Raw genomic sequence first — 13,101 nt, forward strand, 5'->3', positions numbered from 1 at the left:
GGCGCATGGAACGCCTTCTCGTGACCGGGGGCGCGGGGTTCATCGGGTCGAACTTCGTGCACCACATCGTCGCCCACACCGACCTGCGGGTCACCGTCCTCGACAAGCTGACCTACGCCTCCTCGCAGGAGTCGCTGGCCGGGCTGCCGGAGGACCGGGTGCAGCTCGTGGTCGGCGACATCGCCGACGAGGACGTCGTCGACCCGCTGGTCGCGGCCCACGACGCGGTCGTCCACTACGCGGCGGAGTCGCACAACGACAACTCGTTGAACGACCCCAGCCCGTTCATCCGGACCAACATCCTCGGCACCTACACGATCCTCGAGGCGGTCCGCAAGCACGACAAGCGCCTGCACCACGTCTCCACCGACGAGGTCTACGGCGACCTCGAGCTCGACGACCCGAAGCGCTTCACCGAGGACACCCCCTACAACCCGTCCTCCCCCTACTCCGCCTCCAAGGCCGGCTCGGACCACCTCGTGCGCGCGTGGGTGCGCAGCTTCGGCCTGCGCGCCACCGTGTCGAACTGCTCGAACAACTACGGCCCCTGGCAGCACGTCGAGAAGTTCATCCCGCGCCAGATCACCAACGTCATCGACGGCGTGCGGCCCAAGCTCTACGGCTCCGGCGAGAACGTCCGCGACTGGATCCACGCCGAGGACCACTCCTCGGCCGTCCTGGCGATCCTCGAGCGCGGCCGCATCGGCGAGACCTACCTCATCGGCGCCGACGGGGAGAAGAACAACCTCGAGGTCGTCCGCCTGATCCTGACCCTCATGGGCCAGCCCGAGGACGCCTTCGACCACGTCAACGACCGCGCCGGCCACGACCTCCGCTACGCGATCGAGTCGGGCAAGCTGCGCCAGGAGCTCGGCTGGCAGCCGCAGTTCCAGGACTTCGAGGCAGGGCTCGCCGACACCATCGCGTGGTACCGCGAGCACGAGGACTGGTGGCGCCCCCACAAGGACGCGACCGAGGCGAAGTACGCGCAGAAGGGCCAGTGAGCCGCCGCCGCTGGTCGAGGAGGGACCCCGTCCCCTCACGAGACAGAGGACCCCGATGACCGACCTCTCCGTCGAGACCACGCCCATCCCGGGCCTCCTCGTGGTGCGCATGCCCGTGCACGGCGACGCCCGCGGCTGGTTCAAGGAGAACTGGCAGCGCGAGAAGATGGTGGCGCTGGGCCTGCCCGACTTCGGGCCGGTGCAGAACAACATCTCCTTCAACGCCTCGCGCGGCGCCACCCGCGGCATCCACACCGAGCCGTGGGACAAGTTCGTCTCCTTGGCGACCGGCCGGATCTTCGGCGCGTGGGTCGACATGCGCGAGGGCGAGAGCTTCGGCACGACGTTCCACCTCGAGGCCGACCCGTCGGTCGCGATCTTCGTGCCCCGCGGGGTGGGCAACTCCTACCAGGCGCTCGAGGACGGCACGGCCTACACCTACCTGGTCAACGACCACTGGCGTCCCGGGGTGGCCTACCCCGCCCTCCACCTCGGCGACGAGACCGCCGCGATCCCGTGGCCGATCCCGCTCGAGGAGGCCGAGCTCTCCGAGAAGGACCGCGCCAACCCGCGCCTGGGAGACGTGGTGCCGATGCCGCCCAGGCGCACCCTGGTGCTGGGCGCCGGCGGCCAGCTGGGGCGCGCCCTGTCGGCCGCGCTCCCCTCGGCGCACGCCGTCACCCGCGCCGAGCTCGACCTCACCGACGCCGAGGCCGTCGCCGCCTGGCCGTGGCACGAGTACGGCACGGTGCTCAACGCCGCGGCCTACACCGCGGTCGACGCCGCCGAGACGCCCGAGGGCCGCGTCGCCGCCTGGGCCGCCAACGCGACCGGGCCGGCCACCCTGGCACGGCTCTCGCGCGAGCACGGCTTCACGCTCGTGCACTTCTCCTCCGAGTACGTCTTCGACGGCACCGCCCCTGTCGACCCGGGCCACGTCGAGGACGAGCCGCTCTCGCCGCTCGGGGTCTACGCCCAGACCAAGGCGGCCGGCGACGTCGCGGTCGGCCTCGCGCCGCGGCACTACGTGCTGCGCACGTCGTGGGTGATCGGCGACGGCAAGAACTTCGTCCGCACGATGCAGGAGCTCGCCGGCAAGGGCGTCTCACCCAGCGTCGTCGACGACCAGGTGGGTCGGCTCACCTTCACCGACGAGCTGGTCCGCGCCACGCGCCACCTGCTCGACTCCACGGCCCCCTACGGGACCTACCACGTCTCCAACGGCGGCCCCGCGATGTCGTGGCGCGAGGTGGCGCAGGCGGTCTTCGAGCGCTCGGGCCGCAGCCGCGACGACGTGTCCGGGACGACGACGCAGGAGTACGCCGACGGCGTGCTCGCGCAGGGCCGGCCGTTCGCGCCGCGGCCGCTGGGCTCGGCGATGTCGCTGGAGAAGATCCGCGCCACCGGCTTCGAGCCCGAGGACGCCCTGGTCGCGCTCGACCGCTACCTCGCCTGACCCGCGGGGCTCACCTCCGGTAGGAGGTGACCTCCTTCAGCGCGGGACGCACGTCGGCGAGGTACACGAGCGCGGCAATCGTGAAGGCGAGGTGGATGATGCCGAGCGGCGACGAGCTGATCAGGATCAGCTGAGCGGCGAAGCCGAGGCCGGTGATGGCGCACCACGCCGGCTTGGTGAGCTTGCCGGCGGCGTCGTAGGCCTCGGCCCGGTAGGTCAGCGCGTTGACGAACGCGAAGCCCTTGATCGCGAGGAGCACGACGAGCACCACCAGCATCGTGGTGCTCTGGACGGCGTAGAAGGACACGCCCCCAGCGTAGTCGCCGGCGCCACCCCCGGCCGGGGACGCACGAGGGCCCCGTCCGGATGGACGGGGCCCTCGGCCGACGACAGGCGTCAGAACAGCGTCAGCTGCTCGTCGTCCCTTCAGTCACCGACCTTCTCGGCGGCGTCGACGACGGCCTGCACCGCGTGGGCCGCGGTCTTCTGGGCGGAGGTGGCGGTGGCCTTGGCGCTGGCCTGCGCGACCTCGGTCTGACGGGTCGGCGCCGTGCGGGCCGGCGCCTTCCTGGCCGGGGCCTTCTTGGCGGTCTTCGCCGCGGTGGTCTTCGTGGCGGTGGTCTTCGTGGCGGTGGTCTTCGTGGCGGTGGACTTCGTGGCGGCGGACTTCGTGGCGGCGGCCGACTTCTTGGCGGTGGACTTCGTGGCGGCGGCCGACTTCTTGGCGGCGGTCTTCGTGGCCGGCGACTTCCTGGCCGCGCCGGTGCGGGCGGTGGCGACCTTCCTGGTCGCGGTCGTCTCGGCCTCGGCGGCCTTCTCGGCCTGGGTCGCGGTGGTCTTCGCCTTGGCGACGGTGGTCCTCGCGGACTTCACCGTGGCCTGCGTCGACTCCTGGCGACGGATGCGACCCACGAGGGTCTCGCCGCGCTTGACCAGCTCGGCGTACGCGGCGTTGGCAGCGGCGACGTTCTCGTCGACCAGCGAGGAGACCCTGGCGGGGTAGGCGCGCGCCTCGGCCTGCAGCTCGGCGACGCGGGCCTCGACGGCGGCGCGACGGGACTGGGCGTCCTTGGCGAGGGCGTCGACGCGGGCGCTCACGACGGTGACGGCCTGCTCGCGCAGGGCCTTCGGGTCGGCGGCGGTGCGCTGGACGTCGGACACGCGGGCGGTCACGTCCTTCTGCACGGCGGCGACGCGCTTCTGCACGTCGGCGACGGCCTCACGGACGGCGCCCACGGCGAGGTCGGTGACACCGACCCCGGCGAGGACGGGCTTGAGGGCCTCGGACTTGATGGTGTCGAGCGTGGCGGTGGCCATGTCGGGTCTCCTAGGTGATGGCGGGTGGTGGCGGGGTGGTGGCGGGGTGGTCTCAGAGCTCGTCGGGACCCGGTTGGTCCCGGTCGTTGAGGGCGAGGAAGGAGGCGTACACGTCGAGCAGCGACTGCTTCTGCCGCTCGGTGAGCCCCGCGTCGGCGAGCACGGCGAGCTCGACGGAGCCCGCCTGCCCCGGGTCGGGGTGCACGATGCCGGCGCGCACGTAGAGCTGCTCCGCGGACACCCGCAGCGCCTTGGCCAGCTGTTGCAGCACCTCGGCCGAGGGCCTGCGCAGGCCGCGCTCGATCTGGCTGAGGTAGGGGTTGCTCACGCCGACCTGGTCGGCCAGCTGGCGCAGCGACAGGCTCGCCCCGAGGCGCTGCTCCTTGAGGTAGTCGCCGAGGGAACCGAGCGACCCGGCCACGGCCTTCGTCGTCGATCCCATGGCGCCCTGCTTGGCGCCCTTCTCCTTCGCCATGCCTCCAGTGTGCTAACAAGAGTTAGCAAACTCAAGTCGTGGGCGGGTGACTGCGCTCACAAGTCCAAGAGAACCGTGCCTTCCGCCTGCTAGCTAGAAGGCAGCACGGATCTCGCCGACCGGGCGACCGCCGCCCAGCAGCGTGTGCCGGCCGGTCGCCTCGACGGCCTCGGCGTCCACGCCGTCCTCCTCCAGCAGGCCCGAGCGGCGCAGCGCCTCGGCCATCAGCACCGGGCGGACGCGAGGCGCCCCGTCGTCGGTCTTCAGCGCCCACGCGCGCCCGTCGGGGAGCGCCACGGCGTAGCAGGACTCCGCCCCGGCCTTGCCGATGAGGCCCGGCACCGCGCGGTGCAGCGCCAGCTCGTCGCGCGTGGTGCCGCTGACGAGCTCGGGGTGGCGGCGGATCGCCTCGGCCACGCGGCGCTCTGGTCCGCCGCCGGCCGAGGCGAGCGTGGCAAAGGCGCGCGCGAGGCCGACCAGCGAGGTGGACAGCAGCGGGGCACCGCACCCGTCGATCGCGACGGTGTCGACGGGCTCGCCGGTGAGGCGCGAGAAGGTGGCGAGCACGGCCTGCTGCAGGGGGTGCTGGGGATCGAGGTAGGTCGCGGTGTCCCAGCCGTTGACCACGCAGGTCGCGAGCATGGCGGCGTGCTTGCCCGAGCAGTTCATCAGCACCGGCGCCCGCGTGCCGCCGGCCCGGAGGACGTCCTCGCGGGCCCCGTCGTCGAGCGGGTAGTCGGCAGGGGTCTGCAGCGCGGACTCGTCCAGCCCCGCGCCGGCCAGGATCCGGCGTACACCCTCGACGTGGAACGGCTCGCCCGAGTGGGACGCGCAGGCCAGGGCCAGCAGGTCGTCCGGGAGGTCGAGCCCGTGCTCCACCATCGCGAGCGCCTGGACCGGCTTGTTGCTCGAGCGCGGCAGGACCGGCACGTCGACCGCGCCGACGGACCAGTCGACCGACCCGTCGGCGCCCAGCGCGACCAGGGAGCCGTAGTGGTGGCCCTCGACGAATCCGGAGCGGACGATCTCCGCCACGATCGGACGTGCGGCGGCGGACGTGTCTGCAGCAGGCATGCGGGCAGGCTACCGAGCGCCGGTCTGAGAGGATGCGCGGGTGATCCAGCACTGCCCGACGCCGACCGAGCTCGACGACCTGGAGCTCCTCGTCTCCGGCGCGTACGCCCCCCTGACCCGCTTCAACGAGCCCGGCAGCCCGGTCACCCTGGAGCTGCCGGAGGCGGCAGGCCCCGACCCGGTGGAGCTGGTCGACCCCGAGGGGCTGCCCCTCGCGCGCGTCGCCCCCGACGGCTCGCTCGAGCCGCTGACCCACGCGCAGTACGGCCCCTTCCGCCGCTTGCACCTCACGCCCGCCCAGGTGCGCGAGCAGCACGCCGGCGCCACGTTCGTCCCGGTCGCCGACGCCCTCACCCAGCGCGAGCTCGACGGGCTGCGCGGCCTGGGCCGGGTCGTGCTGGTCGCGCTGACCGGCACCGGCACGGCGTCGCTGTCCCCCGTCGCGCTCGTGCGCGCCACCCTCGCCGCCGCCGCCGAGCTGGGCGACGCGACGGTGGTCGCGGTCCCGCTGCCCTCCCACGGCGACGCGGCCGCCGACCACGAGCTGGGCGCCCGGGTCGTGGCGACCTACGCCGGCCCCGACCCGGTCCACGCCCTGCCCGACGGTGGGCCGGACGCCGACCACCCCGACGAGCCGTCGTACCCCGCCGCGATCGCGGACGTCGTGGCGGAGGACCGTCCCGCTCCCGAGGAGCAGGGGCTGGTGCTGTTCTTCACCGGCCTGTCGGGCAGCGGCAAGTCGACCCTGGCCCGCGCCCTGATGGACCTCCTGCTCGAGCAGGGCGGGCGCTCGGTGACCAGCCTCGACGGCGACGTCGTGCGCCGGCACCTGTCGGCCGGGCTGACGTTCTCCAAGGCCGACCGCGAGACCAACATCCGCCGCATCGGCTGGGTGGCCGCCGAGATCGCCCGACACGGTGGCGTCGCGGTCTGCTCCCCCATCGCGCCCTTCGCCGAGACGCGCGAGCAGGTGCGGCAGATGGTCGAGGACGCGGGCGGCGCCTTCTTCCTCGTGCACGTCGCGACCCCGCTCGAGGAGTGCGAACGCCGCGACCGCAAGGGCCTCTACGCCAAGGCGCGCGCCGGCGAGATCCCCGAGTTCACCGGCATCTCCTCCCCCTACGAGGAGCCGGTCGACCCGGCGGTGCGCGTGGACACCACGGGCCGCACGATCGAGGACGCCCTCGACGACGTCCTCGTGGCGCTCGACGACGCGGGCTACCTCCACCTCGCGCAGGCGGGCCGCGCGGACGCATGAGCGCCCCGCTGCGGGTGCTCTTCGTGTGCACCGCCAACATCTGCCGCTCGCCCACCATGGAGCTCCTCGCCCGTGACCTCGTCGGCGGCGCCGCCGTCGAGGTGGCGAGCGCCGGCACCCACGCGCGCGACGGCCAGCCGATGAACCCCGAGATGGTCGAGACCCTGCCCACCGGCCCGGCGGCGTACGTCGACTCGTTCCGCAGCCGCCACCTCACCCCCGACCTGCTGGCCGGCTCCGACCTGGTGCTGACCGCCGAGGACGTCCACCGCCGCCACGTGCTCGACGACTTCCCGGCGCTGCACCGCAAGGTCTTCACGCTCGGTCAGTTCGCCGCGACCATCGACGACCTGCCCGGCCTTTCCGGCGCGGAGCTGGTCCGCGAGGCCGGCGCGCGGCGCGCCCGCGCCGTGCCGGAGCACGACGTGCCCGACCCCTACCGGCGGGGCACGGCGGCCGCCCGCGCCGCGACCGGCACAATCACTGCCATGCTCAGCGCGATCGTCCCCCGCCTGACCGGCACCCCCCAGGAGAGCTGATGGACTGGATCACTGCCACCTTCTTCTCGATCCTCGCCGCCGGCTTCTTCGTCGGCGTGGTGGTCGGGCTCACCGGCATGGGCGGCGGCGCGCTGATGACGCCCGCACTCATCTTCCTCGGCGTCGGCGAGGCCGCCACGGTCGTCACCGCCGACCTCACCGCCGCGGCGATCTACAAGACCGGCGGGGCGATCGTGCACAAGCGCGAGGGCTCGCCCAACATGCAGCTCGCGAAGTGGCTGATGATCGGGTCGATCCCGATGGCGCTGCTCGGCCCCCACCTCGTCTCGTGGGTGGTCGACCCCGAGGACATCGACGACACCCTCAAGCTCTGCATCGGCTTCGCGCTGCTCCTCGCGGCCGCGACCTACGCGCTGCGCCTCTACATCAACCTCGTCCGCGTCCGCGGCGGCGCCCGCCCCGACGACAACCCGCCGGTCCGCCCGCTGCCCACCGTGCTCGTCGGCGCCCTCGGCGGGCTCCTGGTCGGCATCACGAGCGTCGGGTCGGGCTCGGTCATCATGATCGCCCTGCTGATGCTCTACCCGGGCCTGTCGGCGGTGAAGCTCGTCGGCACCGACCTCGTCCAGGCCGTCCCGCTGGTGCTCGCCGCCGCCGTCTCCAACATCGCCCTGCACGGGCTCGACTGGGGCATCCTCGTGCCCCTCGTCATCGGCTCCGTGCCCGGCACCCTGATCGGCTCCGCCATCGCCCCGCGCGTCCCGCAGTCGTTCATCCGCCGCGGCATCGTGGTGGTGCTGACGATGAGCGGCGTCGCGCTGCTCGACAAGGCCGGCTGGGCGCCGCTCGGCGCCGGCGAGGACGACACCCACCCGATGCTGATCGCCGGCGTCGGCCTGGTCGTGCTGCTGGTGCTCCCGATCGTGTGGGGCGTCATCCGCAAGACCCAGGGCCTGCCGATGTTCGGCTCGCCCACGATCGCCCAGCTCGAGGACCCCTCCTACCGCCCCGGCGTCGTCGGGATGAAGAAGGTCGACGACTCGTAGGCCGAGCGCCACCCTGGCGGCATACGACACGCCAGACGGCCGACACGATGTCGTACCCCGCCACCCTCACCCCGGGGGCCGCCACCCTGGCGGCATCCGACACGCCAGACGGCCGACACGATGTCGTATCCCGCCACCCTCACCCCGGCGAGCCGACGCAATCCCTCAGGAGAGACCGAGGAGCTCCCGGCACCCGGCGGGCGTCATGGGCGTGCGCTGGGCGATGCGGCCGAGGTCGACGGCGCGGGAGACCAGCTGGGCGTTGGACTCCACGGGCACGCCGCGTCTGATCGTGAGCACGTCCTCCATGCCGACACGCAGGTGGCCGCCCATCGACAGCGACGCCATCGCGACCGACAGCGTGGAGCGCCCGATGCCGGTGGCCGACCACGACGTCACCTCGGGCGGCAGGGCCGCGACCCCGGCGACGAGCGCGGGGGCGGTGCCGGGCATGCCGCCGGGCACGCCCATCACGAAGTCGACGTGGACCTTGCCGCCGGCGGGGGTGCCGTGCTCGCGGATGAGGCGGCCGAGCGCGTGGACCTGGCCGAGGTCGAAGAGCTCGAACTCCGGCGCGACGCCGCGCTCGAGGGCGAGCTGGTAGAGGTCCTTCACGAACGGCCACGGGTTGAGGAACACGTCGTCGCCGAAGTTGGTGGTGCCCATCGTCAGGCTGCAGGAGTCGGGCTCGGCGTCGAGGACCTTCAGGCGCTCGTCGAGCGGGTCGTGCACCGAGCCGCCGGTGGAGAGCTGGACGACCAGCGACGAGGACTCCCGCACGGCCGCCACCCACTCGCGCAGCAGGGGCTGCTCGAGCGTGGGGGCGTGCTCGCCGTCGCGCACGTGCAGGTGGATCATCGCCGCGCCCGCGGCCTCGCACTCGGCGGCGGTGCGCGCGATCTCCTCCGGGGTGGTGGGGAGCTGCGGGCAGTCGGACTTCGCGGTCTCGGCCCCGGTGGGGGCGACCGTGATGAGCAGGGCGTCTGCCGTGATCTGGGAGGGCATGGCGGCATCCTTGCACCATGCGCGCCGTGATCCAGAGGGTCCTCTCCGCCAGCGTCCGGGTCGAGGGGGAGGTCGTCGGCGCGCTCGACGGTCCGGGCCTGCTGGTCTACCTCGGCGTGACCCACGACGACGGCGCGCCGGAGGTGTCGTGGACCGCGCGCAAGATCTGGGACCTGCGCCTGCTGCGCGAGGAGAGGAGTGCCAGCGACGTCGGGGCGCCGGTGCTGGTGGTCAGCCAGTTCACGCTGTACGGCGACGCGCGCAAGGGCCGGCGACCGACGTGGCAGGCCGCGGCTCCCGGCTCGGTCAGCGAGCCGCTCTACGACGCGGTGTGCGACGCCCTCGAGCAGCTGGGCGCCCACGTCGAGCGGGGCAGGTTCGGTGCGGACATGCGGGTGGAGAGCGTCAACGACGGCCCGATCACCCTCGTGCTCGACAGCCCGTGATCAGCCCTTCGGGCCGGTCTCCCAGACCCGCGCCCAGTCGACGTCCATGTGCTCGGGCAGCTCGCCGTTGAAGCGCGGCAGCTCGTAGTCCGACGACAGCAGGCTGAGGATCAGGAACTCGGGCTGGCCCGAGGTCACGCCCTCCAGGCGCTGCGTCACCCGCCCGTCGATGCGGAAGACGTACTCGGTGGGCGTCCACTCCACCGAGAACACGTGGTACTGCTCCGACCAGTCGTCGCCGAGGTCCTCGACGTCGGGCAGCCAGCCGCCCACGGTCTGCTTCTTGCCGGCCTTGTCGAGGAAGTAGGTGAAGCTGGTCAGGCCGCCCTCGGGGTGGTCGTCGCCGAAGTACTCCATCACGTCGATCTCGGCGCCGCCCTCCTTCGCGCCGAGCGGCTCCTGGCCGTCGACGCTCTGCATCCAGAACGCCGCGTGCTGGCCGCGGGCGGACTGGGTGCGGATGCGGGCGGCGGCGTAGCCGTAGGTGAACCCGTAGGTGCCCTGCGTGCCGACGTGACCGTTGACCCGGAACGGGTAGCGCTTGCGCCGTCCGGGCAGCTGGCACGTGTCGCCCTCGCGGGTCGGGTCCTCGGCCACCGTCAGCCGCAGCACGCCGCCGGCGACCTCGGTCGCGTCGGCGTCCGCGCGCGAGCAGGTGCGCACCCCGGTGTAGCCCTGGTCGCGGGTGTGCCACGCGGAGCCCGGCTCGTCGACGGTGTCCTCGTCGAAGTCGTCGGTGAACGTCGCCTCGGGAGCGTCAGCGGTCGAGGCCTCCGCGCCGCGCGCGTCGTCGCCGGAGCCGACCACGACCCGGAGGTCGCCCTCGTCGCGCGTGGTGAGCGACACCGTGCCCTCGTCGTCGGTCTCGGCCTCGTCGACGTCGTGCCAGCCGTCGTCGCCCTTCGACCACAGCGTCACGCCGGTGCCGGCGTCCGCGCCGTCGACCGTCGCCTCGACCACCCAGGCGGCGTCCGCCGCGGCCTCGGTGTCCTCGCCGTCGGCGGCGAGCTGCGGCAGCACGCGCACCGAGACGTCGTCGCTCGGCGTGAACGACGGCGGCCCCGAGCTGTCGGAGGAGGAGCACCCGGCGGCGACCAGCGACACGGCGAGCAGGCCGGCCGCGGGTGCTGCGACGAGGCGCAGGGCGGCGGGCCGGCGCAGGCGGGAGGTGCGTCGCAGCGGTCGGGTCTCACTCATTCGAGGGATTTTGGCGGACGCGCCCGTGACACGCGAATTCTCCGGGGGTCCCGGCGTGGCTACGATGTGGGCTGCTGTCACAAGAGAGGTCCCTGCTGCGACATGACCAACACCCACGCCGACTACCAGCTGAGTCAGCTCGACCAGCTCGAGGCGGAGTCGATCCACATCTTCCGTGAGGTCGCCGCCGAGTTCGAGAAGCCGGTCCTGATGTTCTCCGGTGGCAAGGACTCCATCGTCATGCTCCGCCTGGCGGAGAAGGCCTTCTACCCGGCCAAGATCCCGTTCCCGATCATGCAGGTCGACACCGGCCTGGACTTCCCCGAGGTGATGGAGACCCGCGACAACTGGGTCGACCGCCTCGGCGTGCGCCTGGTCGTCGCCTCGATCGACGACGCCATCGAGCGCGGTGTGGTCGTCGACGACGGCAAGACCAGCCGCAACCGGATGCAGACCGCCACGCTGCTCGACGCCATCGAGTCCAACGGCTTCACCGCCGCCTTCGGTGGCGGTCGCCGCGACGAGGAGAAGGCCCGCGCCAAGGAGCGCGTGTACTCCCACCGCGACGAGTTCGGCCAGTGGGACCCCAAGATGCAGCGTCCCGAGCTGTGGAGCCTCTACAACGGCCGCCTGCACGCCGGCGAGCACATGCGCATCTTCCCGATCTCCAACTGGACCGAGCTGGACATCTGGGACTACATCGGTCGCGAGGGCATCGAGATCCCCTCGATCTACTTCAGCCACCAGCGCCGCGTCTTCGAGCGCGACGGCATGCTGATGACCGAGACCCCGCTCAACCCGATGCGCGCCGGCGAGGTCGCCGAGGAGCGCACCGTGCGCTTCCGCACCTGCGGCGACATCACCCTCACCGGCTGCGTGGAGTCCACCGCCAGCACGATCGACGAGATCATCGCCGAGGTCGCGGCCGCCCGGGTGACCGAGCGCGGCGCGACCCGCGGCGACGACCGGTTCTCCGAGGCGGCCATGGAAGACCGCAAGAAGGAAGGCTACTTCTGATGGGCGCCACCGATGGCCAGATGGACCTGCTCCGCTTCGCGACCGCAGGCTCCGTCGACGACGGCAAGTCGACCCTGATCGGTCGCCTCCTCTTCGACAGCAAGTCGATCTTCGCCGACCAGCTCGAGGCGGTCGAGAAGACCTCCACCGACAAGGGCCACGGCTACGTCGACCTGTCGCTGCTCACCGACGGCCTGCGCTCCGAGCGCGAGCAGGGCATCACGATCGACGTGGCCTACCGCTACTTCGCCACCCCGACCCGCAAGTTCATCATCGCGGACACCCCCGGGCACGTGCAGTACACCCGCAACATGGTCACCGGCGCCTCCACCGCCGACCTCGGCCTGGTGCTGGTCGACGCGCGTCACGGGCTCACCGAGCAGTCGCGCCGCCACGCGGTGCTGCTCTCGCTGCTGCGCGTCCCGCACCTGGTCCTCTGCATCAACAAGATGGACCTGGTCGACTGGTCGGAGGAGACCTACGAGCGGATCCACGCGGAGTTCACGCAGTTCGCGACCAAGCTCAACATCCCCGACCTCGAGGTCATCCCGATCTCGGCGCTCAACGGCGACAACGTCGTGGACCGCTCCGAGAACACGCCCTGGTACCACGGCCCGACGCTCATGCACCACCTCGAGCACGTGCACGTGGCCTCCGACCGCGACCTGGTCGACACCCGCTTCCCCGTGCAGTACGTCGTGCGTCCCAAGTCCGACGAGCACCACGACTACCGCGGGTACGCCGGTCAGGTCGCCGGTGGCGTGCTGAAGAAGGGCGACGAGGTCATCGTGCTGCCCTCGGGCATGACCTCGAAGATCGAGGCCATCGACCTGTTCGACGAGGAGGTCGACGAGGCGTTCCCGCCCATGTCGGTCACGGTGCGCCTCGAGGACGACGTCGACGTCTCGCGCGGCGACATGATCGCCCGGGTGAAGAACGCGCCGAAGCCCAGCCAGGACATCGACGCGATGGTCTGCTGGATGACCAACGAGCCGCTGCGCCCGCGCCAGAAGCTCGCCATCAAGCACACCACCCGCACGGGTCGCGCGATGGTCAAGGACATCCAGTACCGCCTCGACGTCAACTCGCTGCACCGCGACCAGGACGCCGGCGAGCTCGGGCTCAACGAGATCGGCCGCGTCCAGCTGCGCACCACGGTGCCGCTGCTGTGCGACCCGTACTCCAAGAACCGCACCACGGGCTCGTTCATCCTGATCGACGAGGCCACTGGCGTCACCGTCGGCGCGGGCATGATCAACAGCGGCAGCTGACCCGGCTGACCCAGGGCACTGCGCTCCCCAGAGGC

At 72.2% G+C, this 13,101-nt stretch carries 14 protein-coding genes; 8 read left to right on the forward strand and 6 right to left on the reverse strand.

Annotated elements, in window-relative coordinates:
• Positions 1-5: 5 nt before the first annotated feature.
• The gene (gene rfbB, locus ACFFJG_RS07165) at positions 6-1,004 is read left to right on the forward strand and encodes a dTDP-glucose 4,6-dehydratase (protein WP_378517913.1); all 999 of its coding nucleotides are present in this window, start codon (positions 6-8) and stop codon (positions 1,002-1,004) included.
• 55 nt (positions 1,005-1,059) lie between these two features.
• Positions 1,060-2,460: a sugar nucleotide-binding protein gene (locus ACFFJG_RS07170; protein ID WP_378517914.1), complete on the forward strand. Its 1,401-nt coding sequence runs from the start codon at positions 1,060-1,062 to the stop codon at positions 2,458-2,460.
• 10 nt (positions 2,461-2,470) lie between these two features.
• On the opposite strand, the gene ACFFJG_RS07175 is transcribed toward ACFFJG_RS07170, so the two are convergent.
• The 4 genes from ACFFJG_RS07175 to ACFFJG_RS07190 form a co-directional block, all read right to left on the reverse strand.
• Complete coding sequence (locus ACFFJG_RS07175) at positions 2,471-2,767, reverse strand: DUF2516 family protein (protein ID WP_378517915.1); 297 nt, start codon at positions 2,765-2,767, stop codon at positions 2,471-2,473.
• A gap of 119 nt (positions 2,768-2,886) precedes the next feature.
• Positions 2,887-3,777, reverse strand: a complete 891-nt coding sequence (locus tag ACFFJG_RS07180) for a hypothetical protein (RefSeq protein WP_378517916.1) — start codon at positions 3,775-3,777, stop codon at positions 2,887-2,889.
• A 52-nt stretch (positions 3,778-3,829) separates the two neighbouring features.
• Positions 3,830-4,252 (reverse strand): helix-turn-helix domain-containing protein, encoded by a 423-nt coding sequence (locus ACFFJG_RS07185; RefSeq protein WP_378517917.1) that lies wholly within the window; start codon positions 4,250-4,252, stop codon positions 3,830-3,832.
• Between the two features lie 93 nt (positions 4,253-4,345).
• Entirely contained in the window at positions 4,346-5,326 is a 981-nt protein-coding gene (locus ACFFJG_RS07190; RefSeq protein WP_378517918.1) for an asparaginase, read from the reverse strand.
• Positions 5,327-5,366: 40 nt separating this feature from the next.
• Here ACFFJG_RS07190 and cysC point away from each other — a divergent pair, with 40 nt between their 5' ends.
• Genes cysC through ACFFJG_RS07205 form a run of 3 tightly spaced genes read left to right on the forward strand, consistent with a single transcriptional unit; the run spans position 5,367 to position 8,130 of the window.
• Positions 5,367-6,584, forward strand: a complete 1,218-nt coding sequence (gene cysC, locus ACFFJG_RS07195; RefSeq protein WP_378517919.1) for an adenylyl-sulfate kinase — start codon at positions 5,367-5,369, stop codon at positions 6,582-6,584.
• Positions 6,581-7,123 (forward strand): arsenate reductase/protein-tyrosine-phosphatase family protein, encoded by a 543-nt coding sequence (locus ACFFJG_RS07200; RefSeq protein WP_378517920.1) that lies wholly within the window; start codon positions 6,581-6,583, stop codon positions 7,121-7,123. The genes cysC and ACFFJG_RS07200 overlap by 4 nt, the downstream gene beginning before the upstream one ends.
• Positions 7,123-8,130: a sulfite exporter TauE/SafE family protein gene (locus ACFFJG_RS07205; RefSeq protein ID WP_378517921.1), complete on the forward strand. Its 1,008-nt coding sequence runs from the start codon at positions 7,123-7,125 to the stop codon at positions 8,128-8,130. The genes ACFFJG_RS07200 and ACFFJG_RS07205 overlap by 1 nt, the downstream gene beginning before the upstream one ends.
• 165 nt (positions 8,131-8,295) lie before the next feature.
• Here ACFFJG_RS07205 and ACFFJG_RS07210 read toward each other — a convergent pair whose 3' ends face one another.
• Positions 8,296-9,135, reverse strand: a complete 840-nt coding sequence (locus ACFFJG_RS07210; protein WP_378517922.1) for a beta-keto acid cleavage family enzyme — start codon at positions 9,133-9,135, stop codon at positions 8,296-8,298.
• 17 nt (positions 9,136-9,152) lie between these two features.
• Here ACFFJG_RS07210 and dtd point away from each other — a divergent pair, with 17 nt between their 5' ends.
• Positions 9,153-9,581, forward strand: a complete 429-nt coding sequence (gene dtd / locus ACFFJG_RS07215; RefSeq protein WP_378517923.1) for a D-aminoacyl-tRNA deacylase — start codon at positions 9,153-9,155, stop codon at positions 9,579-9,581.
• Here the strand turns inward: dtd and ACFFJG_RS07220 are convergent, their stop codons facing one another.
• Entirely contained in the window at positions 9,582-10,778 is a 1,197-nt protein-coding gene (locus tag ACFFJG_RS07220) for a glycoside hydrolase family 16 protein (protein ID WP_378517924.1), read from the reverse strand.
• A 102-nt stretch (positions 10,779-10,880) separates the two neighbouring features.
• Here ACFFJG_RS07220 and cysD point away from each other — a divergent pair, with 102 nt between their 5' ends.
• Positions 10,881-11,795: a sulfate adenylyltransferase subunit CysD gene (cysD, locus tag ACFFJG_RS07225; protein ID WP_378517925.1), complete on the forward strand. Its 915-nt coding sequence runs from the start codon at positions 10,881-10,883 to the stop codon at positions 11,793-11,795.
• Positions 11,795-13,066, forward strand: coding sequence for a sulfate adenylyltransferase subunit 1 (locus ACFFJG_RS07230; RefSeq protein ID WP_378517926.1), 1,272 nt, complete (start codon positions 11,795-11,797; stop codon positions 13,064-13,066). The genes cysD and ACFFJG_RS07230 overlap by 1 nt, the downstream gene beginning before the upstream one ends.
• Positions 13,067-13,101: the final 35 nt, after the last annotated feature.

It is taken from the genome of Nocardioides zeicaulis (genome assembly GCF_042432345.1).
GTDB classification, from domain to species: domain Bacteria; phylum Actinomycetota; class Actinomycetes; order Propionibacteriales; family Nocardioidaceae; genus Nocardioides; species Nocardioides zeicaulis.